The following is a 25,173-nucleotide window of genomic DNA, read 5'->3' as shown; positions in this document are numbered from 1 at the left end:
CTATTTGTGAGGGAGGCGAGCCTGTGAAGCCCGCCACGGGTGGCGCTCTGCGTCACGTCCTGACCCATCTGCTCACCCCGCTGCTGATGTGCATCGGCATGGGGCTCGCCTACCTGGGCGCGTTCGCCGACCCGTCGCCGCACCAGCTGCCGGTGGCGGTCGTCGGCTCCGGGCCGGCCGCCAAGGTGCTCGCCCAGACGCTGGACGACAAGGCGGACGGCGGGCTCGCCGTGCGGACCGTCCCCAACCGGGCCGAGGCCGAGCGCCAGTTGAAGGAGCAGCACATCTTCGGGGCGTACGTCCCGGACAAGCGCGCCCCGGAGCTGCTGGTCGCCTCCGCCGGTTCGGACACCACCGCCACGGTGGTGCAGAAGGTCTTCACGCCGGTCGCCGCGCACCAGGGCGCGCCGCTGAAAGTGAGCGATGTCGCACCGCCCGGCGAGCACGACCCCACCGGGCAGGGGATCTTCTTCCTGCTGGTGGCGCTGAGCATCGGCTCGTACGCCTCCGTGGCCGTGATCGGTGGCGCGGGCGCGGTGCTGCCCATGCGGCTGCGCGCGCTGCTGGCCGTGGCGACCTCCCTGGTCGTCAGCGCGATCGGCACGGCGCTGGCCGGGCCCGTCTTCCACCTGGTCGACCACGGACTCGCGGGGCTGTGGGGGATGGCCTGGCTCTACTCGGCGGGCGTGCTGCTCGTCGGCGTCGGGCTGCACACCTTCCTCAAGCGGTGGACGACGCTCGGCGTGATGGTGCTGTTCGTGATGCTCAACTTCACCAGTGCGGGCGGGGTGTTCCGGCCCGAACTGCAGAACGGTTTCTTCGCGGCGCTGCACTCCTTCTGGAACGGCGCCGGATTCGTGGAGGGCGTGCGCAGCCACATCTACTTCGACGGTGCGGGGCTGGGCGGACACGTGTGGACGCTGGCGTGGTGGCTGGTCGTCGGCGCGGCGGTGACCGCCGTCGCCTGGGCGGCGGAGGCGCGGCGGAACAGCGCGCCCGCAGCTGTGACAGCCGCGGCCGACGGTGCAGAAGAGGCCGCTGAGGAGACTGCCGGAGGGGCCGCCCGAGGGACCGCCGAGGAGGAGATGGAGGAGGCCGTGGGCGTCTGACCGGGCCATTGACACCGGAGGGCGGTACGGTCAGGGGCAGTTGAGCCTTGAAGGAGCCGTGAAGGGGGAGGTGGCGCCGCGATGACGCGACTGCCGTACGTACCGGGGTTCGCGCAGCCGGGGGACGGGCGGGCCGCCCGCAAGGCGGCCAGGAGCGCCGGGAAGGCGCTGCGGACGAGGGTGCCCCGCGCCGCGCACGCCGACTGGAAGCCCGCGGACGGCCGCCCCGGCGCGGTGGAGACCGTCGAGGCCTCGAACGCCGGGCGGCTGCCCGAGCTGACCCCGATCCGCATCGGCCGGATGGCTGCCTCCCCCTTCGCCTTCCTGCGCGGTACGGCCGCCCTGATGGGCCATGATTTGGCGGCCACGGCCGTCACGGGCGTCGGGGCGCAGCTGTGCGGCGACGCGCACGCGGCCAACTTCGGCCTCTACGGCGACGCCCGCGGCGAACTGATCATCGACCTCAACGACTTCGACGAGACCCTCTACGGACCGTGGGAGTGGGACGTCAAGCGGCTCGCCGCCTCGCTGGTGCTGGCGGGCCGGGAGGCCGGGGCCGACGAGCAGACGTGCCGCACCGCCGCGCGCGACGCGGTGGGCGCCTACCGGCACACCATGCGGCTGCTGGCGAAGATGCCGGTGATCGACGCATGGAACGCGATCGCCGACGAGGAGCTCGTCTCGCACGCGGACGCCCACCAGCTGCTGGGCACGCTGGAGAAGGTGGGCGAGAAGGCCCGGCGGAACACCAGCGCGCGCTTCGCGGCGAAGTCGACCGAACCGGACGGCGAAGGCGGCCGGCGCTTCGTGGACGCGCCGCCCGTGCTGCGCCGGGTGCCGGATGCGGAGGCGGCGGCGGTCGCCCTGTCGCTGGGCGGCTATCTGGAAACCCTGCCGGGGGACCTGCTGCCGCTGCTGGAGCGGTACGAGGTGCAGGACGTCGCCTTCCGGGTGGTGGGCACCGGGAGCGTGGGCCTGCGCTCGTACGTGGTGCTGCTGCTCGACCACCGGGGCGAGGCCCTGGTGCTCCAGGTGAAGGAGGCGCGGCCCTCGGCCCTGCTGCCGTACGTGGAGCAGGCGGGCTTCGTGCTGCCCGACGCCGGGCACGAGGGGCGGCGCGTGGTGCTCGGGCAGAAGGCCATGCAGGTGGTCAGCGATGTGCTGCTCGGCTGGACGACGGTCGAGGGGCGGCCGTACCAGGTGCGCCAGTTCCGCAACCGCAAGGGCAGCGTCGACCCGGCGGCTCTGGCCCCGAACGAGATCGACGACTACGGGCGGATGACCGGCGCCCTGCTGGCCCGGGCCCATGCGCACAGCGTCGATCCGCTGCTGATCGGCGGGTACTGCGGCAAGAGCGAGGATCTGGAGGAGGCGGTCGCCGACTTCGCCGTGCGCTACGCGGACCAAATGGAGGCCGACCACGCGGAGCTGCTGGCTGCGGTGCGCAGCGGGCGGGTGGCGGCCGAGATGGGGGTGTAGGGGGGCCGCGGTGCGGGGCGGGCTTCGGCGGGTCCGCCCGGCCGTCCGGTGCGGGTGGGGCCGGGGGAGTCGGCCGGGGTGCGCGGGCCCGTACGCTGGGCGGGTGACGAATCCGGAAGCCGAGCAGGACCAGTGCGCCGAGGAACCGGGAACGCAGCGGCTGGAGCAGGCCGTGCGGACGGCTGAGCAGGCGCTGATCGAGTTCGAGATCGCGGTGGAGACCTTCCGGGTGGAGGTCGAGAACTTCTCCCGGCTGCACCACCAGCGGCTCGGCCCGATGTACTCCCGCCTCGACGAGCTGGACGCGCAGATCGCCGAGGCCGTCGCCGCGCGCACCGGGGCCGCCGAGGACGTGCGGCGGGCGCGCGAGGCGCGGTCGCTGGTGCAGCCGATGCCCGAGGTGGACGAGCTCTTCGGCGGCTGGATGGACGGGGAGGGCCTGTCCCCCGAGGCGTCGGCGATGCTCACGGAGCGGCCGGTGCGGCCGCCCAAGCGGGTGCGGCCGAGCGACGAGGCGCGCCGCGCCTTCCGCGAGCTGGTGCGCAAGGCGCATCCGGACCTCGCGCCGGACGAGGCCGACCGGCAGCGCCGCGAGGAGTTCATCGTCCGCGTCAACGCCGCGTACGCCGACGGTGACGAGGTGCTGCTGCACGAGCTGGCCGAGGAGTGGGCGGCGGGCCCGGTGCCGGCCCATCGCCGGCCGAGCCGCAGCGAGGAGCTGTACGAGCGGCTGGAGTGGCTGGCGCGGCGCAAGGAGCTGCTGTCGGCGGTGGCCGCCGAGCTGGAGGGCTCCGCGATCGGCGCGATGCTCAAGATGGCGCCGGACGACCCGGACGGGCTGCTGGCGGAGATCGCGGACGGGCTGGTGGCGCAGATCGCCGAGCGCGAGGCGCATCTGGCGGGGCTGCTCGGCGGCGTCGGGTAGCGTCGGAAGCATGCATTTTGGTTCTGGTATCCCCACGGTCGCCGTCGACTCCCTCGCGTCCGACGATTTCCTGCTGGACGTGCGGGAGAGCGACGAGTGGCAGGCGGGGCACGCCGAAGGCGCCCTGCACATCCCCATGAGCGATTTCGTGGCGCGCTTCGGTGAGCTGACGGAGAAGGCGCCCGAGGGCGGCCGGATCAATGTGATCTGCCGCTCGGGCGGGCGCTCGGCGCAGGTCACCGCCTACCTGGTGCAACAGGGCCTGGACGCGGCGAACGTCGACGGGGGCATGCAGACCTGGGAGGCCATGGGCCGCCCGGTCGTGGACGGCCACGGGGCTCCCGGCACCGTGATCTAGCTCCTGGGGGCGGGCGCCGCTAGTCCAGTGGATGGGCGGCCAGCAGCTCGCCCAGGGCCTCCTCGTGTGCCGGGGCCGGGCCGAGGGAGAGCTCGAGCTGTTTGGCCCAGGCGTGATAGCGGTGCAGGCGGTAGTCGGTGTCCGCGCCGAAGCCGCCGTGCAGGTGCTGCCCGGTCTGGACGATCCGCCGTACGCCCTCGGCGGCCCATATCTTGGCCACGGCGATGTCGGCAGCGGCCGGAAGGGCTGCTTCCGCGTCTGACTCGATGCGCCAGGCCGCCTGCCAGAGCGTGGCCTCCATGGCCCGGAGATCGATGTAGCGGTCGGCCGTCTGTATGGCCACGGCCTGGAACGTGGCGAGCGGATGGCCGAACTGCTCGCGCTTGCCCGTGTACTCGGCCGTCATCAGGCACACCGCCTCGCCGAGCCCCAGGGCCAGCGCACAGGTGCCCGTGACCAGCACCCCGCGCAGCCATTCCCAGGCGCCCGGCGCGGTGATCATCCCGGTATCCTCCACGCGGACGGAGTCCAGGCTCACCTCGGCATACCGCTCACCATTGGTGGAGACCTGGCCGGCCAGACCCAGCCCGAGGGCGTGGCGGGAGACGAGCGCGAGGACGGCACGGCCGTCACCGGTGTGGGCCGGCAGCAGCACGCGATCCGCACCGTGGGCCCAGGGCACGGCGGTGTGCACCCCGTCGAGCACCCAGTGACCGCCGTCCCGACGTGCGGCGACGGCCAGTTCGGCCGGGTCGTGGCCGGTGCGGCCGTGGGCCGCCACCGTGACGACGAGCTCGCCCCTGCCCATCGCCCCCAGCAGCCGGTCCGTCCCGGCGCCGCCGAAGGTGCGCAAGCCCAGAGCGGCCGCGCTGTGCTCCAGCAGCGGGACGCGGGCCAGGACCTTCCCGGCCTCGCGCAGCACCAGGCACAGGGCGAGCGGCCCGAGGCCCGCCCCGCCGTAGACGGGCGGAACGAGCAGGCTCAGCAGGTCGGCATCGGCCAGACGCCGCCACAGCTCCCGGTCGAAGCCCTCGGCGACCGCTCCCGGCACGAGGGCCGGGCTGGGGACGGCGTCGGGGGCGACGCCGGACAGCACGGCCCGCGCCGCCTCGGCCGCGGCCTGCTGCTCCTCGGTGAAGGTGAAGTCCACTGGGCCCTCCCGGTCGCCGTGCCCCCGACCTCTGCCTGACGGAGCGTCAAGATAGGGCAGGGGGCGGTAATTGGGAACAGCGGGAGGGGTGGTTATCGGCAGGAGACCGGGGGCCCCACCCCCCCGCCCCCCTGCCCCACCCCCATCCCCCCGATCAGCGGTCGAAGTCCAGCTCCACCTGCTCGGTGGCCGGGTGCGACTGGCAGGCCAGTACATACCCGGCGTCCAACTCCTCCTGTTCCAGAGCGAAATTGCGGTCCATCCGCACCTCGCCCCGTACCAGGAACGCCCTGCATGTGCCGCACACCCCGCCCTTGCAGGCGTAGGGCGCGTCGGACCGGTTGCGCAGGACCGTCTCCAGCAGCGACTCGCCGTCCCGCACCGGCCAGCTGCCGCTGCGGCCGTCCAGCTTCGCCGTCACCGTGCTGTGCTCGGGGGCACCGGCGGGCGCCCGGGTGCCGGCCGGTGTCTCCTCGACGTGGAAGACCTCCTGGTGGACGCGGTCCCTGGCCACGCCCAGGGTGCGCAGCGCCCGCTCGGCGCCCTGCACCAGGCCGTAGGGGCCGCACAGGAACCAGCCGTCGACCGCCTCCACCGGGAGCAGCGCGGGCAGCAGCTTGACCAGCCGCTTCTCGTCCAGCCGCCCGGAGGCGGGGCCTGCCTGCTGCTCCTCCCGGGAGAGGGTCTGCACGAGCTGGAAGCGGTCGGGGTAGCGGTCCTTGAGGTCGGCGACCTCGTCGAGGAACATCGTCGACGCCGTGGTCCGGTCGCTGCGTATCAGGCAGAACGTGGCCGACGGCTCGCGGGCCAGCAGCGTCGAGACGATGGACAGGACGGGTGTGATGCCGCTTCCGCCGACGATCGCCGCGAAGCGGCCCGCGCGCGGCTCCAGCACGAACCGGCCCGCAGGTGGCATCACCTCGACGGTGTCCCCGGCCGTCAGCTCCTTGAGCGCGTAGGTCGAGAACACGCCGCCGTCCACCAGGCGCACCGCCACCCGCAGCGTCCTCGGCCCGTCGGGGCCGGGCGCCTGCCCGCAGATGGAGTACGTGCGGCGTATCTCGGTGTCCTCCACGATCCGCCGCAGCGCCAGGTGCTGGCCGGGCGCGTGGTGGAAGTCCGCCCGCAGCCCGGGGGGCACGGCGAGGGTGACGGCGACCGAGTCGTCGGTGAGCGGTTCGACGGCTTCCACCCGCAGCGGGTGGAAGGCGCCATGGCGGGCCGCTGCCATCTACAACTCCTTGAAGTGGTCGAACGGTTCGCGACAGGCCTCACAGCGGCGCAGGGCCTTGCAGGCGGTGGAGGAGAAGCGGCTGAGCAGAGTGGTGTCGGCGGACCCGCAGTGCGGGCAGCGGATCTCCTGCGCCGGTGCGGGGGCGTGCCGGGTGGGGCCCAGCCCGACCGGCACCGGGCCCGCGGGGCGGGTGCGGGGCGGGGCTATGCCGAACTCCGCCAGCTTGCGCCGCCCTTCGGCGGTGATGTCGTCGGTCGACCAGGCAGGGGAGAGTACCGTCCGGACGGTCACCTCCGCCTGCCCCTGCTCGCGGAGCACCCGCTCGATGTCCGCGGACATCGCCTCTATCGCCGGGCAGCCGGTGTACGTGGGGGTCAGCTCCACCTCCACCCGGCCGGGGCCCGTGACGTGCAGGGCGCGCAGCACGCCGAGCTCGGCCAGGCTGAGGACGGGCAGCTCCGGGTCGGGGACCGCGCCGGCCAGCGCGCGCAGCTCCGCTTCCAGGGGGGTGGGTGCGCTCACCATGACGCCCCCGGGTGGCTGCGGTGCAGATGCTGCATTTCCGCGAGCATCCGCCCGAACGGCTCGGTGTGGATGCCCTGGCGCCCGGCGCCCGCCGCCCACGCCCCGGTCTGCGGCCCGGTGGGCAGCGTCAGCGTGGCGCGGTCGACGACATCCGTCACCGTCTTCAGCCAGTGCTCGCGCAGGACGTCCCAGTCGACGCCCACCCCTTCGACCGGCTCGAACAGCTCGCCCGTGTACCGCCACAGCGCGGTCAGGGCGCGCTGCATCCGCTCGTGGCTCTCGGGCGTGCCGTCGCCGAGCCGCAGCATCCAGTGCTCGGCGTGGTCGCGGTGGTAGGCGACTTCCTTGACGGCTTTGGCGGCCAGCGGGGCGAAGGGGCCGTCCGCCGCGGACAACTGGCCGTAGAGCAGCTCCTGGTAGGCCGAGAAGTACAGCTGGCGGGCGATGGTGTGGGCGAAGTCGCCGTTGGGCTGCTCGACGAGCTGGGCGTTGCGGAAGGCGCGCTCCTCGCGGAGGTAGGCGAGCTCGTCCTCGTCGCCGGCGAGGGAGAGCAGGGCGCGGGCCTGGCCGAGCAGGTCCAGGGCGATGTTGGCCAGGGCCACGTCCTCCTCCAGCGCGGGAGCGTGCCCGGCCCACTCCCCCAGCCGGTGGGAGAGCACCAAGGCGTCGTCCCCGAGGGCCAGCGCGGCCTGCACAGGCACTGCGGTCACAGGTGCCGCACCCCCTCCGGGATGTCGTAGAAGGTGGGATGGCGGTAGGGCTTGTCGGCCGCGGGCTCGAAGAAGGGGTCCTTCTCGTCCGGCGAGGAGGCGGTGATCTCGGCTGAGGGCACCACCCAGATCGAAACGCCCTCGGAACGCCGGGTGTAGAGGTCGCGGGCATTGCGCAGGGCCATCTCCGCATCGGGTGCGTGGAGGCTGCCCGCGTGGGTGTGCGAGAGCCCGCGCCTGCTGCGCACGAAGACCTCCCACAGAGGCCAGTCGGTGCCGGTCATGCCCTTTCCTCCCCGTGCTTGGCCGCGTACGCGGCGGCCGCCTCGCGCACCCAGGCGCCCTCTTCATGGGCCCGGCGGCGCTGGTTGATCCGCTGGTCGTTGCAGGGGCCGTTGCCCCGGAGGACTTCGTGGAACTCGGCCCAGTCGATGGCGCCGAAGTCGTGGTGGCCGCGCGACTCGTTCCACACCAGGTCCGGGTCGGGCAGGGTGAGGCCGAGGGACTCGGCCTGGGGGACGCAGATGTCCACGAAGCGCTGGCGCAGCTCGTCGTTGGAATGGCGCTTGATCTTCCAGGCCATGGACTGGGCGGAGTGCGCCGATTCGTCGTCGGGCGGGCCGAACATCATCAGGGACGGCCACCACCAGCGGTTCACCGCGTCCTGGGCCATGGCGTGCTGGGCTTCGGTGCCGCGGCTGAGGGCCAGCAGCAGCTCGTACCCCTGGCGCTGGTGGAAGGACTCCTCCTTGCAGATGCGCACCATGGCACGGGCGTAGGGGCCGTAGGAGCAGCGGCAGAGCGGCACCTGGTTGGTGATGGCGGCGCCGTCCACCAGCCAGCCGATGGCGCCGACGTCAGCCCAGGTCAGCGTGGGGTAGTTGAAGATGGACGAGTAGCGCTGACGGCCCGCGTGCAGCTTGTCCAGGAGCTCCTCGCGGCCGATGCCCAGGGTTTCGGCGGCGCTGTAGAGATACAGGCCATGGCCCGCCTCGTCCTGCACCTTGGCCATCAGGATGGCCTTGCGGCGCAGCGAGGGCGCCCGGGTGATCCAGTTGGCCTCGGGCTGCATGCCGATGATCTCGGAGTGGGCGTGCTGGGCGATCTGCCGGACCAGCGTGGCCCGGTAGTCGTCGGGCATCCAGTCGCGTGGCTCGATGCGCTCGTCCGCGGCCACAGCGGCGTCGAACACCGCCTCGAGCGCTGCTGCCTCCGGCGCCGTCGTCGTCATGACCGTGCCCCCTCGCTCCCGATAACGGTGTCATCCGCGTGCGGCGTCCGCCGGGGACCCGGCATACCAGCGCCACCCGACCGACCGATCGTTCGGTTCAATGGTGGGCCGAGCCCCGTGGCGTGTCAACCCTGTGGATAACCCGTGGGCGCTGGGCCTGGTGGGGTGGCATCGGTACCGTTCGTCTGCACGCCGACGCGCGGTGTGCACGGCACAGCAGCGGTAAGCGGAATCGGGGCGGGACATGGAGACGGATGACGGGCACGATCGGACCGGGGAGCGCGCCGCGGCCGAGCTGTCCTTCCCCGCGCGTCTGGCGATAGCCGTCGGCGCGACCGTGGTGGCCTTCGCCACCGCCGTACACCTGGTGATGATGTTCCTGCACGTGGCGCCGACGAACACCATCAGCAAGCAGCACGCGGCCGCCGTGGACGGCTACGTCTACCCGGAGTTCGAACAGAACTGGAAGTTCTTCGCGCCCAACCCGCTGCAGCAGAACGTCGCCGTGCAGGCCCGCGCCGAACTGCGCGGCCCCGACGGCCGGACCACGACGACCCCGTGGACCGACCTGTCCGCCCAGGACGGCGCCGCCATCCGCCACAACCCCCTCCCCAGCCACACCCGGCAGAACGAACTGCGGCGCGCCTGGGACTTCTACACGAGCACCCACGACACCGCGGAACACCCCATCGGCCTGCGCGGAAACCTCTCCGAGCAGTACGTCCGCCGCATCGTCGCCGCCCGGCTCGTCGCCGCCCACGACGGGCAGCCGCTCCTGCGCGTCCAGGTGCGATCGGTGACCACGCTCATCGCCCCGCCGCCGTGGAGCGACGAGAAGGTGGACACCAAGCCCGGCTACCGCCTGCTCGGCTGGTGGACGGTCACCGGCGCCGACCTCCCGGAGGCGAATAACCGATGAGCACCACCTCCCTCGCCCGCGGCTTCGCCCGCGTCAGCACCTCCTCCCTCGGCGCGTACCAGACGGCCGTCATCCGGATCGGCCTCTCCTTCACCTGGCTGTGCTTCCTGCTGCGCGAGTGGCCCAACCGCCGGGAGCTCTACGGGCCTGACTCCCCCTGGAGCTGGGGCCTCGCCAGGCAACTGACCTCGGACAACCACGCCTTCACGGCGCTGATGTGGTCCGATGGCACCGCCTGGTTCGAGACCGTCTACGCCCTGGCCGTCGTCTCCGCCGCCCTGCTGATGCTCGGCTGGCGCACCCGGACGATGTCCGTGATCTCCATGCTCGGGGTGCTGTCGCTGCAGAACCGCAGCATCTTCATCGGCGACGGCGGCGACAACGTCATCCACCTGATGGCCCTCTACACCGTCTTCACCCGCTGCGGACGGGTCTGGTCCCTCGACGCCCGGCGCGCCGCCCGCCGCCATCCCCGGCCCGGCGGCGCGGCCGACGGCACGGACCTGACCGGCATCGTGCTGTGGACCGTCTGCGGCCTCGCCCTGATCGCCGCCCAGGTGTTCGCCCACCCCGGCCTGTCCTGGACGGCCGACGGCCCCCTGCCCGGCCTCGGCTGGGCGACGGCCCTGTGGGGCCTGTGGCTCGTCCACGGCGTGTGGTGGGTCGTGGAGCGGTACGCCCCGGGGGAGCCGCGGACCGTGCTGGACACGCTGGCCCACCTCGCCCACAATGCGGCCCTGTTGGTCATCATGGCGGAGGTCTGCCTGATCTACGCGACGGCCGGCTGGTACAAGATCCAGGGATCGCGCTGGCAGGACGGCACCGCGCTGTACTACCCGATGCACATCGACTACTTCGCGCCCTGGCCCTCGCTCTCGCACGCCCTGGCCGCCGGCGGGACGATCGTCCTCCTGCTCAGCTACGGCACGGTGGCCGTGCAGGTCGCCTTCCCCTTCACACTGCTCAACCGGAAGGTGAAGAACGTCCTGCTGGCGCTGATGATGGCCGAGCACCTGGGGATCGCCGTCACGCTCGGCCTGCCCTTCTTCTCCCTCGCGATGATCGTGGCCGACGCGGTCTTCCTGCCGACGCCCTTCCTGATCCGCCTGGGCACCGCCGCCGGCCGGGCCCGCGGGAGCCTGTTTCCCCGGCGTACGGGCCCGCTCCCCGCCGGGGGCGAGACGGAGCCGGCCACCCGCACCCTGGTCGGCTGACCGGAGCCCGGACCGGACGTTTGCCCTGGTCCGGGCCCGTAGGCTGAGGCCATGGAAGCCAATGCGCAGGACCGGGCCGAGAGCGTCGTGGGGCAGTGGGGGCAAGACCTCCCGGGCGCCGTGCTGCTCGACGGATTCCACGCGCTCAAGCACGCCCTGCGCTTCGGGGCCCGGGTGCACCTGGCCGTCACCAGCGACAAAGCGGCCGCCCTCGCCCTGGCCGCCGAACTCGCCGACGACCTGACGGGCGTGCTCGACGGCCTCCTGGTGGAGGTGCCCGCGCAGACCCTGCGCGAGCTGGTGCCCCGGGTGCACGCCACCGGTGTGGCCGCCCTGGCCGCCCGGCCCGAGCGCCGGGCCAACCTCGACGCCCTCTCCCGCGCGCCCAGGAAGTCTCCCGTCGTCGTCCTGGACAACCCCCGCAACCTGGGCAACGTCGGCGCCGTGGTGCGCCTGGCCGCCGGCTTCGGCGTCACGGGCGTGGTCACCACCGGCGACCTCGACCCCTGGCACCCGAACGCCGTGCGCTCCGGCGCGGGCCTGCACTACGCCACGGCCGTCGAGCGGCTGCCCCTGGAGGAGCTGCCGCCCGGGCCGCTGTACGTGCTGGACCCCGAGGGCGACGACATCCGCTCGGTGTCCGTCCCCGACGACGCGCTGATCGCCTTCGGCTCCGAACGCCACGGCATCTCGCCCGAGCTGCGGTCCAGGGCGACCCGGCTGGTCGCCCTGCCCATGCGCCCCCAGGTGTCCAGCTACAACCTCGCCACCAGCGTCGCCATGGCGCTCTTCCACTGGGCGGGCGAGGCTCCCGGCCGCTGACCGGGCTCAGGCCTGGCGGCGCACCTCCACCGTGTGGAACCGGCCCGCCACGAAGGCGGTGTCGCACAGCACCGCATTGGCCGCGGGGTTGCCGCCGGAGCCGTGGAAGTCGGAGAAGGCGGCCGTCTGGTTCACATACACCCCGCCCGTGAGGTTGAGCGAGAGCTGGGCGCACTCCTCCAGACACGCCTCTTCGACCAGCCGCTCGACCTCCGCCGAGGTGGTGTACGCGCCGACCGTCATCGCGCCCTTCTCGCGGACCGTGCGCCGCAGCAGCTCCACGGCGTCCGCGGCCGAATCGACGGCCACCGCGAACGAGACCGGGCCGAAGCACTCGGACAGATAGGCCGCTTCGGTGTCCGGCTTGGCGCCGTCCAGCTTGACGATGACGGGCGTGCGCACGGTGGCGCCGGGGAAGTCGGGGTTGGCCACCGTGCGCGAGGCCAGGGCCACTTCGCCGAGCTGCGCGGCGGCGTCGATGCGCTCCTTGACCTGGTCGTTGACGATGGCGCCCAGCAGGGCGTTGGCCCGCGCGTCATCGCCCAGCAGGCCCTCGACCGCCGCCGCCACGTCCGACACCACCTCGTCGTACGACTTGTGGCCGGCGTCGGTGGCGATGCCGTCGCGCGGGATGAGGAGGTTCTGCGGGGTGGTGCACATCTGGCCGCTGTAGAGCGACAGGGAGAAGGCGAGGTTGGAGAGCATCCCCTTGTAGTCGCCCGTCGAGTCGACGACGACCGTGTTGACCCCGGCCTTCTCCGTGTAGACCTGCGCCTGGCGGGCGTTGGCCTCCAGCCAGTCGCCGAAGGCGCTGGAGCCCGTGTAGTCGATGATGCGGATCTCCGGGCGCACGGCCAGGGTCTTGGCGATGCCCTCGCCGTCCCGCTCGGCGGCCAGCGCCACCAGGTCGGGGGAGAACCCGGCCTCGCCCAGCACCTCGCGCGCGACCTGCACCGTCAGCGCCAGCGGCAGCACCGCCCGCGGGTGCGGCTTGACCAGGACGGCGTTGCCCGTGGCCAGGGAGGCGAACAGGCCCGGGTAGCCGTTCCAGGTGGGGAAGGTGTTGCAGCCGATGAGCAGCGAGATGCCGCGCGGCACGGAGGTGAACTGCTTGTCCAGCTTCAACGGCTCGCGCTTGCCCTGCGGCTTGACCCACTCCGCCGACGCCGGGGCCTCGCCCGTCTGCGCCCGCAGGGCGTAGGCGACGGCCTCCAGCCCGCGGTCCTGGGCGTGCGGGCCGCCCGCCTGGAACGCCATCATGAACGCCTGGCCGCTGGTGTGCATCACGGCGTGCGCGAACTCGTGCGTACGGGCGTTGATCCGGGACAGGATCTCGATGCAGACCGCGGCCCGCGCCTCGGGCCCGGCCTCGCGCCACGCGGGCATGGCCGCGCGCATCGCGGGCAGCAGGATGCCGAGGTCCGCGTGCGGATACTCGATGCCCAGCTCGGGGCCGTACGGCGAGACCTCGGAGCCCGACCAGCCGTCCGTGCCCGGCTGGTCCAGCTCGAAGCGCTTGCCGCGCAGCGCCTCGAAGGCGGCCTGCCCTTGGGCTGCGTCCAGGCTGTCGGGCACCCCGTCCGCCCCGTAGGCCTTGGGGTGCTCGGGATGCGGGGACCAGTAGGCGCGCGAGCGGATCGCGTCCAGGGCCTGGTCGAGAACGGCGCGGTGCTTCTCGGTCAACTGGGCTGTGGTGAGTCCGGCGGTCACGTCTGACCAACTCCTCGTCGAGCGGTGCTCTGACAGTGCGGTGAAGCAGAGTGGCTGAGCAGTGTGGCTGTGAGCAGTGCGGCTAAGCGGTGCGACTAGGACACAGATCGCACGAGTGGGATCGCGCGACAGCGTTCGGGGGGCCGGGAACACCCCCGATGGATACAGTAACCGAACGATCGGTCGGGACAAGGGGGCCCGGCGAACCTGTGGACAACCAATCGGGGAGGATCACCGACATGACCGCAATCGACCCGGGCCGCACCGTTTCCGTCGTCGGCACCGGCACCATGGGCCAGGGGATCGCCCAGGTCGCTCTGGTCGCGGGGCATCTCGTGCGGCTGTACGACGCCGCACCCGGCCGGGCCGACGAGGCGGTGCGCTCGATCGCCGCACGCCTGGGCCGGCTCGTGGAGAAGGGCAGGCTCGACGCCGCCGCGCGGGACGCGGCCCTCGCCCGCCTGCGCCCAGCCGCCCAGCTGACCGAACTCGCCGACTCCGCGCTCGTCATCGAGGCGATTCTCGAACAACTCCCCGTCAAACAGAAGCTGTTCGCCGAGCTCGAATCGGCCGTGTCCGACGACTGCCTGCTCGCCACCAACACCTCCTCGCTGTCGGTGACCGCCGTGGCGGGCGGGCTGCGTGTGCCCGGCCGCCTGGTCGGCCTGCACTTCTTCAACCCGGCGCCGGTGCTGCCGCTGGTCGAGGTGGTCCGCGGCCACGCCACCGCCCCGGCCGCCGCCGAGCTGGCCCGGGCGACCGTGGCCGCCTGGGGCAAGACGCCCGTGACCTGCGCCGACACCCCGGGCTTCATCGTCAACCGGATCGCCCGGCCCTTCTACGCCGAGGCCCTGCGCGTGTACGAGGAGCAGGCCGCGGATCCGGCGACGGTCGACGCCGTGCTGCGCGAGAGCGGCGGCTTCGCCATGGGCCCCTTCGAGCTCACCGACCTCATCGGCCAGGACGTGAACGAGGCCGTCACCCGGTCGGTCTACGAGGCCTTCTTCCACGACCCGAAGTTCACGCCCTCGCTCGCACAGCGGCGGCTCGTGGAGGCCGGGCTGCTGGGCCGCAAGACCGGCCGCGGGTGGTTCGGCCACGGGACGGACGCCGCACGGCCCGAGCCGCACACGGCCGGGCCCTGCCGGGCGCCCGGCAGGGTCGGCTGGCACGCCAGGCTGCCCGCCAACGCCTCGGTGCTGCGCGAGATGATCGAGGAGGCGGGCATCGAGGTCGTCCGCGACCGTGAGCCCGCCCGCTCCGACGGGTTCATCTCGCTGCCCGGTGGCACCCAGCTGGCCCTCACCGACGGTTCGGGCGCCACCAACACGGCCTATCTGGGCCCGCGCATCAGCTTCGACCTGGCGCTGGACTACCGCACCTGCACCCGGATCGCCCTCGCCCCGGGCGAGACCGTGCCCGAGGAGGACCTGCAGGCCGCGATCGGTCTGTTCCAGGCGCTCGGCAAGAAGGTCAGCGTCATCAGCGACGTCCCCGGCATGATCGTCGCCCGGACGGTCGCGATGCTCGCCGACCTCGCCGAGGACGCCGCCGGACGGGGCGTCGCGAGCCGCGAGGACATCGACACGGCCATGCGGCTCGGCGTGAACTATCCCGAAGGGCCGCTCCAGTGGGCCGCCGCGGTCAGCTACGACTGGGTGCGCCTGGTCCTGCAGAACCTTGATCACGAGTACCCGGGCGGCCGTTACGGCGCCTGCCAGCCACTCCGCCGCCGTGCGGCCGTCGAAGAGAGCCTGCTGTAATCATGACCATGGCCAAGCGCGACACCTACACGCCCGAATCGCTGCTCGCGGTCGCCGTCAAGGTGTTCAACGAGCGGGGCTACGACGGCACCTCCATGGAGCATCTGTCCAAGGCCGCCGGGATCTCCAAGTCCTCCATCTACCACCACGTCAAGAGCAAGGAAGAGCTGCTGCGGCTGGCGATAAGCCGCGCGCTGGACGAGCTCTTCGCGGTGCTGCGCGAGCCCGGTGCCACCGAGGGCCGGGCCGTGGAGCGGCTGGAGTACGTCACCCGGCGCACCGTGGAGGTGCTGATCGCCGAGCTGCCCTATGTGACGCTCCTGCTGCGCGTGCGGGGCAACACCGACACCGAGCGCTGGGCGATGGAGCGGCGGCGCGAGTTCGACCACCAGGTGGCCGGGCTGCTGAAGGAGGCCGCCAGCGACGGCGACCTCCGCGCGGACGTGGACGTACGGCTGGCGACCCGGCTGCTCTTCGGCATGATCAATTCCGTGGTGGAGTGGTACCGGCCGGAGCGCAGCGGTGCGGCCACCAGCGACGAGGTGGCCGACGCCGTGGTCCACACGGCCTTCGCGGGCCTGCGGACGTACCGGTAGCCCCGGCGGGCGCCCTCGGCTAGTGGCCCTCGGCCAGGTCCGTCTCTTCGAAGACCAGCAGCGTGCGGGTGCTGAGCACCTCGTCCATGGCCTGGATGCGGGTGAGCACCAGCTCCCGCAGCGCGCGGTTGTCCCGGGTGTGGACGAGCAGCAGCACGTCGAAGTCGCCGCTCACCAGCGCGATGTGGGCGGCCCCGGGCAGCTCCTGGAGCTTCTCCCGCACCGTGCGCCATGAGTTCTGCACGATCTTCAGCGTGATGTAGGCCGACGCCCCGTGCCCGGCGCGCTCCTGGTCGATCCGGGCGCTGAAGCCGCGGATCACGCCGTCGTCGATGAGCCGGTTGATCCGCGCGTAGGCGTTGGCGCGCGAGACGTGTACGCGCTCGGCCACGGACCGTATCGAGGCGCGGCCGTCGGCCTGCAGCATGCGCAGGATCGAGCGGTCGATGTCGTCGAGCGACCGGGCGGGCGGTCTGCCGCCCGAAGTGGCCATCTGTTCGTCCGGCATACCGCCCTGCCTCCCCTTCATGGACGTCCTGTCCATATCTCAGGTTGTGGAGAACCGTTTGTCCACAGGCTTGGGCCGCCTGTAGCCAAAAAGTGCCGACGACCGAACAATCGGTAGGGAGAGCGCAGGACGCTTTCCGGTCAAGCTCGTCCCAAGAGGAGGTGCTCGTCATGACGGTTCTGGAGCAGCCCGGCTCGTACCGGCACATCCCGCCCCCGGCCTGGCAGCCCCGCACCGACCCCGCCCCGCTGTTGCCCGACGCGGAGCCGTACCGGGTGCTGGGCACCGAGGCGGCTGCCGCCTCGGACCCCGAGCTCCTCAAGCGGCTCTACGGCGAGCTGGTCCGCGGCCGTCGGTACAACACGCAGGCCACGGCCCTCACCCGGCAGGGCCGGCTGGCCGTCTATCCCTCCTCCACCGGCCAGGAGGCCTGCCAGGTCGCCGCCGCGCTGGTGCTGGAAGAGCGGGACTGGCTCTTCCCCAGCTACCGCGACACGCTCGCCGCCGTCGCCCGCGGCCTGGACCCCGTCGAGGCCCTCACGCTGCTGCGCGGCGACTGGCACACCGGCTACGACCCGCACGAGCACCGCGTCGCGCCCCTGTGCACGCCCCTGGCCACCCAGCTGCCGCACGCGGTGGGCCTCGCGCACGCCGCCCGGCTCAAGGGCGACGACGTCGTCGCGCTCGCCCTGGTCGGCGACGGCGGCACCAGCGAGGGCGACTTCCACGAGGCGCTCAACTTCGCGGCGGTCTGGCGGGCCCCGGTCGTCTTCTTCGTGCAGAACAACGGCTTCGCGATCTCCGTGCCCCTGGCCAAGCAGACCGCCGCGCCCTCCCTCGCCCACAAGGCCGTCGGCTACGGCATGCCCGGCCGCCTGGTCGACGGCAACGACGCGGCAGCCGTCCATCAAGTACTGGACGAGGCCGTGCGGCGGGCCCGGGCCGGCGGCGGCCCCACGCTGGTGGAAGCGGTCACCTACCGCATCGAGGCCCACACCAACGCCGACGACGCCACCCGCTACCGCAGCGACGCCGAGGTCGAGGCATGGCGCGCGCACGACCCGATCGTCCTGCTCGAGCGCGAGCTGACCGCCCGCAAGCTGCTGGACGAGCAGGGCATACAGGCCGCACAGGAGGCCGCCGAGCGGATGGCCGCCGATCTGCGCGAGCGGATGAACCAGGACCCCGTCCTCGACCCGATGGAATTGTTCACACACGTTTACGCCGAGCAGACTGCCCAACTGCGCGAGCAGGCAGCACAATTGCGTGCTGAGCTGGCTGCCGCACAGGAGCTCCCGGGCGAGCGCGACGGCAGCCCCCAGGAAGGACGTCAGCGATGACCACCGCGGCCGCGGGCACCGGTCTCAAGCCCGCCACCATGGCCCAGGCGCTCGGGCGGGCGCTGCGCGACGCCATGGCCGATGACCCTTCCGTCCACGTCCTCGGCGAGGACGTCGGCACCCTGGGCGGTGTCTTCCGGGTCACCGACGGGCTGTCCAAGGAGTTCGGCGAAGACCGCTGCACGGACACCCCGCTGGCCGAGGCGGGCATCCTCGGCACGGCCGTCGGCATGGCCATGTACGGGCTGCGGCCCGTGGTCGAGATGCAGTTCGACGCCTTCGCCTACCCGGCGTTCGAGCAGCTCATCAGCCACGTCTCCCGGATGCGCAACCGCACCCGCGGCGCCATGCCGATGCCCCTGACGGTCCGGGTGCCCTACGGCGGCGGCATCGGTGGCGTCGAGCACCACAGCGACTCCTCCGAGGCCTACTACCTGGCGACCCCCGGCCTGACCGTCGTCGCCCCCGCGACCGTCGCCGACGCCTACGGGCTGCTGCGCGCGGCGATCGCCTCCGACGACCCCGTGATCTTCCTGGAGCCCAAGCGGCTGTACTGGTCGAAGGCGCCCTGGGATCCCGAGCGGCCCGACGCGGTGCCGGGCATCGGCCGCGCCGTCGTCCGCCGGCCCGGCACGTCCGCGACGCTGATCACCTACGGGCCGTCGCTGCCGGTCTGCATGGAGGCCGCCGAGGCGGCGGTCGCCGAGGGCTGGGATCTCGAAGTCGTCGACCTGCGCTCGCTGGTGCCCTTCGACGAGGAGACGGTGTGCGCCTCCGTGCGGCGCACCGGCCGGGCCGTGGTCGTGCACGAGTCGGCCGGCTTCGGCGGCCCCGGCGGCGAGATCGCCGCCCGGATCGGCGAGCGCTGCTTCCACCATCTGGAGGCGCCGGTGCTGCGGGTTGCCGGATTCGACATCCCGTATCCGCCCCCGATGCTGGAGAAGCACCATCTGCCCGGCGTGGACCGGGTGCTGGACGCGGTGGCACGGCTGCAGTGGGAGTCCCAGTGGACCTCACCGGAGCCCGGAGCCGCCGCACACCAAACCGCCGACGCATACGAGAGTGGTGCGCGCTGATGGCCGTGGTGCGCGAATTCACGCTGCCGGACCTGGGCGAGGGACTCACCGAGGCACAGGTCGTCCGCTGGATGGTGAACGTCGGCGATGTGGTCGCCGTCGACCAGCCGGTGGTCGAGGTCGAGACGGCGAAGGCGATGGTGGAAGTGCCCTGCCCCTACGGGGGCGTGGTCACCGCCCGCTTCGGCGACGAGGGCACCGAACTGCCCGTCGGCGCCCCTCTGCTGACCGTCGCCGTCGGCGATGCCGCGCCCGCCGGTGACGCCGGGGCCGGCGACCCCCCGCCCCGCGAAGCCGCGCCGACCGCCGCGGACGAGGGTTCGGGCAATGTGCTCGTCGGCTACGGCACGCAGGCCCCCGCGGCGCGCCGCCGCAGGGTGCGGCCGCCGTCCCACGAGAGCGCGCCGCCCGCCGCCGAGAGCGCGCCGGCCACGGCCGTCGCGGTCATATCCCCGCTGGTCCGCCGCCTTGCCCGCGAGCGTGGCGTGGACCTCGGCCGGCTGCGCGGCAGCGGCCCCGACGGGCTCATCCTCCGCGCCGACGTCGAACAGGCGGCGCACACCGCCCCCACGCCGCCGGAGGCACAGCCGGCCGCCCGCCCCGCGGCCGTGCGGACCGAGCCGGCCCGCACGGGCAGGCGCGACGCCGGCCGCCGCCGGCCCGACGGACTGCGCGTGCCGCTGCGCGGCGTGCGCGGCGCCGTCGCCGAGAAGCTGAGCCGCAGCCGCCGGGAGATCCCCGACGCCACCTGCTGGGTGGACGCGGACGCCACGGAGCTGATGGCGGCCCGCAAGGCCATGAACGCCTCCGGCGGCGCCAAGGTGTCGTTGCTGGCCCTGCTGGCGCGCATCTGCACGGCGGCCCTCGCCAAATACCCCGAGCTCAACGCCACGGTGGACATGGCAGCCCAGGAGATCGTCCGGCTGCCCGACGTGCACCTGGGCTTCGCCGCCCAGACCGACCGGGGGCTCGTCGTCCCCGTCGTGCGCGACGCCGGCGCCCGCAATGCGGTCGAGCTCTCCGTGGAGATGGCACGGCTCACCGACGCGGCGCGCGCGGGCAAGCTCAGCCCGGCCGAGCTCACGGGTGGCACCTTCACCCTCAACAACTACGGGGTGTTCGGCGTCGACGGCTCCACCCCGATCCTCAACCACCCCGAAGCGGCCATGCTCGGCGTCGGCCGGATAGCCCCCAAGCCCTGGGTGCACCAGGGCGAGCTGGCCGTGCGACAGGTGGTGCAGCTGTCCTTCACCTTCGACCACCGGGTGTGCGACGGAGGCACGGCCGGAGGGTTCCTGCGGTACGTGGCCGACTGCGTCGAAGAGCCCGCGGTGCTGCTGCGCACGCTGTGATCGGCAAACCGTTGGCCATACTCGACGGGTGACGGAATACGACGCGGTGGTACTGGCCGGGGGCGCCGCCCGGCGCCTGGGCGGCGTGGACAAGCCCGGCCTGCAGGTCGGCGGACGGCCGCTGCTGGACCGGGTCCTGGGCGCCTGCACCGACGCCCGGCGGACGGTCGTCGTGGGGCCCCGGCGCCCCACGGCCCGCCCGGTGGCCTGGGCCCGCGAGGAGCCGCCCGGCGGCGGCCCGCTGGCCGCCCTGGCCGCCGGGCTGCGCCAGGTCTCGGCCGAGCACGTCCTCGTCCTCTCCGCCGACCTGCCCTTCCTCGGCCCGCAGACGGTGCGCGAGCTCGTCGAGGCCGCCCGCGCCGCGGGCGCCGAAGGCGCCCTCCTCGCCGACGCGGGCGGCGCGGAGCAGCCGCTGGTCGGCGCCTACGGCACCGAGCCGCTGCGCCGCGAGATCGCCCTGCTCGCCGCCGAGCACGGCACGCTCACCGGCCTGCCCCTGCGCCTGCTCACCGGCGAGCTGTCGCTCACCCGGCTCCACCACCCCACCGCCTCCTTCGACTGCGACACCTGGGAGGACGTCGGCACGGCCCGCGCACGCATCAGGGACCATGGGAGCGTGCTGGATGAATGGATTTCCGCGGTCAAGGCCGAGCTGGGCATCGAACTCGACGTCGACACCACCGGCCTCCTCGACCTCGCCCGCGACGCCGCGCACGGCGTGGCCCGCCCCGCCGCGCCGCTGACGACCTTCCTCGTCGGATACGCGGCGGCCCTGAGCGGCGGCGGTCCCGAGGCGGTGGCCGAAGGCGCACGCAAGGCGGCGGCCCTGGCCGCCCGGTGGGCCGAGGAGACCGGCCCGACCACCCCCGGCGGGCCCTCATGAAGGACCGTGACGCCGACGCCGCCCTCGACCGGGCCACCGAAGAGGTGCTGGCGCTCTTCGCCGACGACCGCCGCCCCCGCGTCGCGCCGCCCCGCACCAGCCGCCCGCTCCCCGACTTCACCGACGACTTGTTCGCAGGCGACCCCTTCGCCACACCCCCGGCCCAGCGGTCGCCCGCAGCAGACCCCCAGGCACCCGAAGCCCCGGAAACCACCGCGCCCCGCGCCCCCGCCTGGCCCGCCGCCCGCGCCGTCGCCGCCGCGGCCGCCGAGCCGCCGGCCCCGTGTGCCCGGGCGCTCGACGAGGCCCTCGGGCACACCCTCGCCGCTCCGCTCACCGCGCTGACCGACCTCCCGGCCTTCGACACCTCCGCCATGGACGGCTGGACCGTCGCGGGCCCCGGACCCTGGCGGCTGCCCCGGGACGGCACCGGCATCCTGGCCGGCCACGACCCCGGCGAGGACGCCCTGTGCGACGGGCAGGCCGTGCCCATCGCCACCGGCGCCCGCGTGCCCCCCGGTGCCACCGCCGTCCTGCGCAGCGAGCACGGCACCGTCACCGGCCAGGGCGAGCTCCACGCCACCCGCCGCGTCACCCAGGGCCAGGACATCCGCCCCCGCGGCCAGGAGTGCCGCACCGGCGACCCCCTGCTGCCCGCCGGCACCTTCGTCACCCCCGCCGTCCTCGGCCTCGCCGCCGCCACCGGCTACGACGAGCTGACCGTCACCCCCCGCCCCCGCGTCGACGTCCTCGTCCTCGGCGACGAACTGCTCGCCGACGGCCTGCCCCGCGAGGGCCGGATCCGCGACGCCCTCGGCCCCATGCTCGGCCCCTGGCTGCACGCACTGGGCGCCGACGTGAGTGTCACCCGCCGCCTCGGCGACGACGCCGACGCGCTGCACGCCGCCCTCGAAGGCTCGGCCGCCGACCTCGTGCTGACCACCGGCGGCACGGCCGCGGGCCCCGTCGACCACGTGCGCCCGGCCCTCGCCCGCCTCGGCGCCGAACTGCTCGTCGACGGCGTGTCCGTACGCCCCGGGCACCCGATGCTGCTCGCCCGGCTGGAGGGCGGACGGCACCTGGTGGGGCTCCCCGGCAACCCCCTCGCCGCCGTCGCCGCCCTGCTGACCCTCGCCGAACCCCTGCTGCGCACGCTCTCGGGCCGGCTCGCCGCGCCGTGGCCGCACCCGGCCCGGCTCACCGAGTCCGTACCGGGACCGTCCGCCGACACCCGCCTGGTGCCCGTCACCCGGGAGGACGGCGGCCGGGTCCGCCTGCTGCGCTTCCACGGTCCCGCCATGCTGCGCGGCCTCGCCGCCGCCGACGCGCTGGCCGTCGTACCGCCCGGCGGCGCGGCCCGCGGCGCCGAAGTCGAACTCCTGCGCCTGCCCTGGCAGACGGAGGCGGCAGGGAGCGCCGGGTGAAGCTGCCCGCGCAGGACGCGGCGGCCCGCGACGGCGCGCCCGGCGCCCGCTTCCGCGTCATACTGCCGCGCCACACGGCGGCCCCGCTCCGCCAGGTGGCCCGGCGCATCGTCGTCGCCCTGCTGGTGATGGCCGCGACGATCCTCATCGTCTACGCGGACCGCGGCGGCTACCACGACAACGCCGACGGCCGCGTCGACATCGCGGAACGAGCCGGTAGTCAAATTTGAGGTCGGGCGCGGCGTGCGGGAGACCGACGACCTGGTCGTCTCCGTGCTGCGCGGCCACCGGCTGCTCGCCTACGACGACCCCGAGGCGGGCCCCTGCAAGCGACGGACCGCCTGATCACGATCGTCCGGGCCCGCCCGGCGCAGGACGGGCGCCAGCGCGCACCCCAAGCCGCCCGGCAGCCGCGGGAGTAGCCTCGCGGCATGCATGCGATCACCATTCCCGTACCCGGCGGACCCGAGGCCCTGGTGTGGGCGGAGGTCCCCGACCCCGCGCCCGGAGCGGGAGAGGTCCTGGTCGAGGTCGTGGCCAGCGCCGTCAACCGCGCCGACCTGCTCCAGCGGCAGGGCTTCTACGACCCGCCGCCCGGCGCCTCCCCCTACCCGGGCCTGGAGTGCTCCGGCCGCATCGCGGCGATCGGGCCGGGGGTGAGCGGCTGGTCCGTCGGCGACGAGGTGTGCGCGCTGCTGGCGGGCGGCGGATACGCGGAGAAGGTCTGCGTGCCGGCGGGCCAGCTGCTGCCCGTACCGGCCGGCCTGGACGTCCTCTCGGCGGCGGCGCTGCCCGAGGTGACCGCCACCGTCTGGTCGAACGTCTTCATGGTGGCGCACCTGCGGCCCGGCGAGACGCTCCTGGTGCACGGCGGCGGCAGCGGCATCGGCACCATGGCCGTGCAGCTGGCCAAGGCGGTCGGGGCGCGCGTCGCGGTCACCGCGGGCGGCCCCGAGAAGCTGGAGCGCTGCCGCGAGCTGGGTGCGGACATCCTCATCGACTACCGCGAGCAGGACTTCGTCGAAGAACTGCACAAGGTCACCGGAGGGGTCGGCGCGGACGTGATCCTCGACATCGTCGGGGCGAAGTACCTGGAGCGCAACGTCGACGCCCTCGCCGTCAACGGCCGTCTGGCCATCATCGGCCTTCAGGGCGGCCGCAAGGGCGAGCTCGATCTCGGCAAGCTGCTGGCCAAGCGGGCCGCGGTGACCGCGACCTCGCTGCGCGGCCGCCCGCTCGCGGAGAAGGCGACGATCGTGGCGGCCGTGCGCGAACACGTCTGGCCCCTGATCGCCGGAGGGCGGGTACGGGCGGTCGTCGACCGCACGCTGCCGATGCGGGACGCGGCGGCGGCGCACCGCGTGGTGGAGGAGAGCTCGCACGTCGGCAAGGTGCTGCTGACCGCCTGAGCCCTGCCTGGAGCCCGGTTTTCACCCGACCGGACGCGGCCCGGCGTGCCGGGCACCACGGGGCCGTGTGAGGGTGGGCATGTCCGCAGGGGGCGACGACTCTTCACGGAGGGTGGCGCATGAGCGGCAGGGCCGGCGGGTTCCGCGCGGTGGCTTTCCCCGGACTGGTGCTGGCGGCGGCCCTCATATCCCAGGGCCCGGCGTCGGCGCAGGAGCGCGAGCCCACGGACGGGCCGCCGCCACCGGCGGCGGCCACCACGTCCACCACGGTGTTCCCCTCGGCACCGCCCTCGCCCGGCGCCGGCGAACTCGCCGGGACGGTCGCGGGCGAGGGGCGCAGACACCCCGGCCGTACGGACGCCTCGTCCGCCGGCCCCCCGGGCGGCAGCCCCGGCGCCACACCGCGCCGCGGGGCGCCGAAGGGGCCGGCCGCGGCCCTGCCGGCCGACGGCGACGGCGAGGGAGGCGACCCGGCCCCGCGGCCCTCGCAGGCCCCCGCCCCCGCCCGGCACGGGCCCGTGCGCAAGGACGAGGCGGAGCCCGCGCCCCATGTGATGCGGGTGCTGCCGCTGGGCACGGGCATGACGCTGACGGGCCTCGGCCTCGGCTTCCTCGCGCTGCGGCTCCGCAGGCGGTAGCGCGCGGATCCGCGCGCCGCGCCGCGGCTCGTACGCCGGGGAGTGCGGCGATACGGAAGAGTGAGTGCCGTCCGCCCACGTGCTGCCGGTGCGCCCCGCGCAATGGGGCGGTGGATCAGGCGTGTACGGGGGCATCAAGAGGGGGAAATCACCTGTGCGAGAGAATGGCGGCATGGATATGCCGAGGAATGAACGGTCGCAGGAGAGCCCGCACGTCCTGGTCGTGGGACCGGACGGCATGGCTCTCGGCAGCGCCAGCCCCGGCGGCGGGGAGGGCGACGACGAGCCGCGCGAGGTCCCGGTGACGGAGATGGTGGAACAGCCCGCGAAGGTCATGCGCATCGGCAGCATGATCAAGCAGCTGCTGGAGGAAGTGCGGGCCGCGCCTCTCGACGAGGCGAGCCGCGTCCGGCTCAAGGAGATCCACCACAGCTCCGTCAAGGAGCTGGAGGACGGGCTCGCTCCCGAGCTCGTGGAGGAGCTGGAGCGGCTGTCGCTGCCCTTCACCGACGAGACGATCCCCACCGAAGCCGAACTGCGCATCGCGCAGGCCCAGTTGGTCGGCTGGCTGGAAGGCCTCTTCCACGGCATCCAGACGGCGCTGTTCGCCCAGCAGATGGCCGCCCGCGCGCAGCTGGAGCAGATGCGCAGGGCGCTGCCGGCCGGTGTCCTGGGCGAGGACGACCACGACGGCCCGCAGCACGGTGGCGCGCGGTCCGGGCCGTATCTGTAAAGCGCTGTCTGCAAGCTCTTTCGAAAGCGAAAGGCCGGTTGTCGTCCGCGACAACCGGCCTTTCG

At 73.6% G+C, this 25,173-nt stretch carries 26 protein-coding genes and 1 pseudogene; 19 read left to right on the top strand and 8 right to left on the bottom strand.

What is annotated here, in order from left to right; genetic code table 11:
• Positions 1–23: 23 nt before the first annotated feature.
• From FHS39_RS15155 to FHS39_RS15140, 4 genes are all read left to right on the top strand, one after another.
• Positions 24–1,109 carry a YhgE/Pip domain-containing protein gene (locus FHS39_RS15155; RefSeq protein ID WP_184349874.1) on the top strand — a complete coding sequence of 362 codons (1,086 nt, stop codon included), beginning with the start codon at positions 24–26 and terminating at the stop codon, positions 1,107–1,109.
• An 81-nt stretch (positions 1,110–1,190) separates the two neighbouring features.
• A complete protein-coding gene (locus FHS39_RS15150; protein WP_184349873.1) occupies positions 1,191–2,588 on the top strand; it encodes a DUF2252 domain-containing protein in 1,398 nt (465 codons plus the stop codon).
• A gap of 103 nt (positions 2,589–2,691) precedes the next feature.
• Complete coding sequence (locus FHS39_RS15145; RefSeq protein WP_184349872.1) at positions 2,692–3,513, top strand: hypothetical protein; 822 nt, start codon at positions 2,692–2,694, stop codon at positions 3,511–3,513.
• 10 nt (positions 3,514–3,523) lie between these two features.
• Positions 3,524–3,871, top strand: a complete 348-nt coding sequence (locus FHS39_RS15140; RefSeq protein ID WP_184349871.1) for a rhodanese-like domain-containing protein — start codon at positions 3,524–3,526, stop codon at positions 3,869–3,871.
• 19 nt (positions 3,872–3,890) lie between these two features.
• Here the strand turns inward: FHS39_RS15140 and FHS39_RS15135 are convergent, their stop codons facing one another.
• From FHS39_RS15135 to paaA, 6 genes are all read right to left on the bottom strand, one after another.
• Positions 3,891–5,021: an acyl-CoA dehydrogenase family protein gene (locus FHS39_RS15135; protein WP_184349870.1), complete on the bottom strand. Its 1,131-nt coding sequence runs from the start codon at positions 5,019–5,021 to the stop codon at positions 3,891–3,893.
• Between the two features lie 154 nt (positions 5,022–5,175).
• On the bottom strand, positions 5,176–6,252 hold the full coding sequence (locus FHS39_RS15130) for a 2Fe-2S iron-sulfur cluster-binding protein (protein WP_184349869.1): 1,077 nt from the start codon (positions 6,250–6,252) through the stop codon (positions 5,176–5,178).
• On the bottom strand, positions 6,253–6,777 hold the full coding sequence (paaD, locus tag FHS39_RS15125) for a 1,2-phenylacetyl-CoA epoxidase subunit PaaD (protein WP_484600448.1): 525 nt from the start codon (positions 6,775–6,777) through the stop codon (positions 6,253–6,255).
• Positions 6,774–7,475, bottom strand: coding sequence for a 1,2-phenylacetyl-CoA epoxidase subunit PaaC (gene paaC, locus FHS39_RS15120; RefSeq protein WP_184350206.1), 702 nt, complete (start codon positions 7,473–7,475; stop codon positions 6,774–6,776). Before paaC ends, paaD begins: the two co-directional genes overlap by 4 nt.
• Positions 7,476–7,486: 11 nt before the next feature.
• Positions 7,487–7,774 (bottom strand): 1,2-phenylacetyl-CoA epoxidase subunit PaaB, encoded by a 288-nt coding sequence (paaB, locus tag FHS39_RS15115; RefSeq protein ID WP_184349867.1) that lies wholly within the window; start codon positions 7,772–7,774, stop codon positions 7,487–7,489.
• Positions 7,771–8,721, bottom strand: a complete 951-nt coding sequence (paaA, locus tag FHS39_RS15110; RefSeq protein ID WP_184349866.1) for a 1,2-phenylacetyl-CoA epoxidase subunit PaaA — start codon at positions 8,719–8,721, stop codon at positions 7,771–7,773. The genes paaB and paaA overlap by 4 nt, the downstream gene beginning before the upstream one ends.
• Before the next feature lie 244 nt (positions 8,722–8,965).
• Here paaA and FHS39_RS15105 point away from each other — a divergent pair, with 244 nt between their 5' ends.
• Genes FHS39_RS15105 through FHS39_RS15095 form a run of 3 tightly spaced genes read left to right on the top strand, consistent with a single transcriptional unit; the run spans position 8,966 to position 11,676 of the window.
• Positions 8,966–9,640, top strand: coding sequence for a DUF5819 family protein (locus tag FHS39_RS15105; RefSeq protein WP_184349865.1), 675 nt, complete (start codon positions 8,966–8,968; stop codon positions 9,638–9,640).
• The gene (locus FHS39_RS15100; protein WP_184349864.1) at positions 9,637–10,854 is read left to right on the top strand and encodes an HTTM domain-containing protein; all 1,218 of its coding nucleotides are present in this window, start codon (positions 9,637–9,639) and stop codon (positions 10,852–10,854) included. Before FHS39_RS15105 ends, FHS39_RS15100 begins: the two co-directional genes overlap by 4 nt.
• Before the next feature lie 51 nt (positions 10,855–10,905).
• The gene (locus FHS39_RS15095) at positions 10,906–11,676 is read left to right on the top strand and encodes a TrmH family RNA methyltransferase (RefSeq protein ID WP_184349863.1); all 771 of its coding nucleotides are present in this window, start codon (positions 10,906–10,908) and stop codon (positions 11,674–11,676) included.
• Positions 11,677–11,682: 6 nt separating this feature from the next.
• Here the strand turns inward: FHS39_RS15095 and paaN are convergent, their stop codons facing one another.
• Entirely contained in the window at positions 11,683–13,386 is a 1,704-nt protein-coding gene (gene paaN / locus FHS39_RS15090) for a phenylacetic acid degradation protein PaaN (RefSeq protein WP_184349862.1), read from the bottom strand.
• Between the two features lie 239 nt (positions 13,387–13,625).
• Here paaN and FHS39_RS15085 point away from each other — a divergent pair, with 239 nt between their 5' ends.
• Positions 13,626–15,149, top strand: coding sequence for a 3-hydroxyacyl-CoA dehydrogenase (locus FHS39_RS15085; RefSeq protein ID WP_184349861.1), 1,524 nt, complete (start codon positions 13,626–13,628; stop codon positions 15,147–15,149).
• A gap of 2 nt (positions 15,150–15,151) precedes the next feature.
• Positions 15,152–15,745, top strand: coding sequence for a TetR/AcrR family transcriptional regulator (locus FHS39_RS15080; protein WP_184349860.1), 594 nt, complete (start codon positions 15,152–15,154; stop codon positions 15,743–15,745).
• A gap of 19 nt (positions 15,746–15,764) precedes the next feature.
• Here FHS39_RS15080 and FHS39_RS15075 read toward each other — a convergent pair whose 3' ends face one another.
• Entirely contained in the window at positions 15,765–16,253 is a 489-nt protein-coding gene (locus FHS39_RS15075) for an Lrp/AsnC family transcriptional regulator (protein ID WP_184349859.1), read from the bottom strand.
• 170 nt (positions 16,254–16,423) lie between these two features.
• Here FHS39_RS15075 and pdhA point away from each other — a divergent pair, with 170 nt between their 5' ends.
• The 10 genes and pseudogenes from pdhA (at position 16,424) to FHS39_RS15025 (ending at position 25,108) form a co-directional block, all read left to right on the top strand.
• Entirely contained in the window at positions 16,424–17,593 is a 1,170-nt protein-coding gene (pdhA, locus tag FHS39_RS15070) for a pyruvate dehydrogenase (acetyl-transferring) E1 component subunit alpha (RefSeq protein WP_184349858.1), read from the top strand.
• Positions 17,590–18,669 (top strand): alpha-ketoacid dehydrogenase subunit beta, encoded by a 1,080-nt coding sequence (locus tag FHS39_RS15065; RefSeq protein WP_184349857.1) that lies wholly within the window; start codon positions 17,590–17,592, stop codon positions 18,667–18,669. Before pdhA ends, FHS39_RS15065 begins: the two co-directional genes overlap by 4 nt.
• Entirely contained in the window at positions 18,669–20,021 is a 1,353-nt protein-coding gene (locus FHS39_RS15060) for a dihydrolipoamide acetyltransferase family protein (RefSeq protein ID WP_184349856.1), read from the top strand. The genes FHS39_RS15065 and FHS39_RS15060 overlap by 1 nt, the downstream gene beginning before the upstream one ends.
• Before the next feature lie 28 nt (positions 20,022–20,049).
• Entirely contained in the window at positions 20,050–20,904 is an 855-nt protein-coding gene (locus FHS39_RS15055) for an NTP transferase domain-containing protein (RefSeq protein WP_343069589.1), read from the top strand.
• On the top strand, positions 20,901–22,328 hold the full coding sequence (locus FHS39_RS15050; protein WP_184349855.1) for a molybdopterin molybdotransferase MoeA: 1,428 nt from the start codon (positions 20,901–20,903) through the stop codon (positions 22,326–22,328). Before FHS39_RS15055 ends, FHS39_RS15050 begins: the two co-directional genes overlap by 4 nt.
• On the top strand, positions 22,325–22,558 hold the full coding sequence (locus tag FHS39_RS15045; protein WP_184349854.1) for a hypothetical protein: 234 nt from the start codon (positions 22,325–22,327) through the stop codon (positions 22,556–22,558). Before FHS39_RS15050 ends, FHS39_RS15045 begins: the two co-directional genes overlap by 4 nt.
• Positions 22,542–22,750 (top strand): annotated as a pseudogene (locus tag FHS39_RS15040) (Ion channel protein); the annotation flags it as partial. The gene FHS39_RS15045 and the pseudogene FHS39_RS15040, both read left to right, overlap by 17 nt.
• 9 nt (positions 22,751–22,759) lie before the next feature.
• On the top strand, positions 22,760–23,737 hold the full coding sequence (locus FHS39_RS15035; protein ID WP_184349853.1) for an NAD(P)H-quinone oxidoreductase: 978 nt from the start codon (positions 22,760–22,762) through the stop codon (positions 23,735–23,737).
• Positions 23,738–23,856: 119 nt separating this feature from the next.
• A complete protein-coding gene (locus FHS39_RS15030) occupies positions 23,857–24,375 on the top strand; it encodes a hypothetical protein (RefSeq protein ID WP_184349852.1) in 519 nt (172 codons plus the stop codon).
• Between the two features lie 172 nt (positions 24,376–24,547).
• On the top strand, positions 24,548–25,108 hold the full coding sequence (locus FHS39_RS15025) for a bacterial proteasome activator family protein (protein WP_281396840.1): 561 nt from the start codon (positions 24,548–24,550) through the stop codon (positions 25,106–25,108).
• Positions 25,109–25,173: the final 65 nt, after the last annotated feature.

The sequence above is a fragment of the Streptomyces olivoverticillatus genome (assembly GCF_014203555.1).
Taxonomy (GTDB): Bacteria; Actinomycetota; Actinomycetes; order Streptomycetales; family Streptomycetaceae; genus Streptomyces; species Streptomyces olivoverticillatus.
The sequence above is the reverse complement of the archived record's forward strand: the minus strand, read 5'-3'. Positions and strand labels throughout refer to the sequence as shown.

Excerpts from the sequence above, each read along its gene's own strand:
- FHS39_RS15150 (WP_184349873.1), top strand. The coding sequence starts at position 1,191 with ATGACGCGACTGCCGTACGTACCGGGGTTCGCGCAGCCGGGGGACGGG.
- FHS39_RS15140 (WP_184349871.1), top strand. The coding sequence starts at position 3,524 with ATGCATTTTGGTTCTGGTATCCCCACGGTCGCCGTCGACTCCCTCGCG.
- FHS39_RS15130 (WP_184349869.1), bottom strand. The coding sequence starts at position 6,252 with ATGGCAGCGGCCCGCCATGGCGCCTTCCACCCGCTGCGGGTGGAAGCC.
- paaB (WP_184349867.1), bottom strand. The coding sequence starts at position 7,774 with ATGACCGGCACCGACTGGCCTCTGTGGGAGGTCTTCGTGCGCAGCAGG.
- paaA (WP_184349866.1), bottom strand. The coding sequence starts at position 8,721 with ATGACGACGACGGCGCCGGAGGCAGCAGCGCTCGAGGCGGTGTTCGAC.
- FHS39_RS15105 (WP_184349865.1), top strand. The coding sequence starts at position 8,966 with ATGGAGACGGATGACGGGCACGATCGGACCGGGGAGCGCGCCGCGGCC.
- FHS39_RS15100 (WP_184349864.1), top strand. The coding sequence starts at position 9,637 with ATGAGCACCACCTCCCTCGCCCGCGGCTTCGCCCGCGTCAGCACCTCC.
- FHS39_RS15095 (WP_184349863.1), top strand. The coding sequence starts at position 10,906 with ATGGAAGCCAATGCGCAGGACCGGGCCGAGAGCGTCGTGGGGCAGTGG.
- FHS39_RS15085 (WP_184349861.1), top strand. The coding sequence starts at position 13,626 with ATGACCGCAATCGACCCGGGCCGCACCGTTTCCGTCGTCGGCACCGGC.
- FHS39_RS15080 (WP_184349860.1), top strand. The coding sequence starts at position 15,152 with ATGACCATGGCCAAGCGCGACACCTACACGCCCGAATCGCTGCTCGCG.
- FHS39_RS15075 (WP_184349859.1), bottom strand. The coding sequence starts at position 16,253 with ATGCCGGACGAACAGATGGCCACTTCGGGCGGCAGACCGCCCGCCCGG.
- pdhA (WP_184349858.1), top strand. The coding sequence starts at position 16,424 with ATGACGGTTCTGGAGCAGCCCGGCTCGTACCGGCACATCCCGCCCCCG.
- FHS39_RS15065 (WP_184349857.1), top strand. The coding sequence starts at position 17,590 with ATGACCACCGCGGCCGCGGGCACCGGTCTCAAGCCCGCCACCATGGCC.
- FHS39_RS15060 (WP_184349856.1), top strand. The coding sequence starts at position 18,669 with ATGGCCGTGGTGCGCGAATTCACGCTGCCGGACCTGGGCGAGGGACTC.
- FHS39_RS15050 (WP_184349855.1), top strand. The coding sequence starts at position 20,901 with ATGAAGGACCGTGACGCCGACGCCGCCCTCGACCGGGCCACCGAAGAG.
- FHS39_RS15035 (WP_184349853.1), top strand. The coding sequence starts at position 22,760 with ATGCATGCGATCACCATTCCCGTACCCGGCGGACCCGAGGCCCTGGTG.
- FHS39_RS15030 (WP_184349852.1), top strand. The coding sequence starts at position 23,857 with ATGAGCGGCAGGGCCGGCGGGTTCCGCGCGGTGGCTTTCCCCGGACTG.
- FHS39_RS15025 (WP_281396840.1), top strand. The coding sequence starts at position 24,548 with ATGGATATGCCGAGGAATGAACGGTCGCAGGAGAGCCCGCACGTCCTG.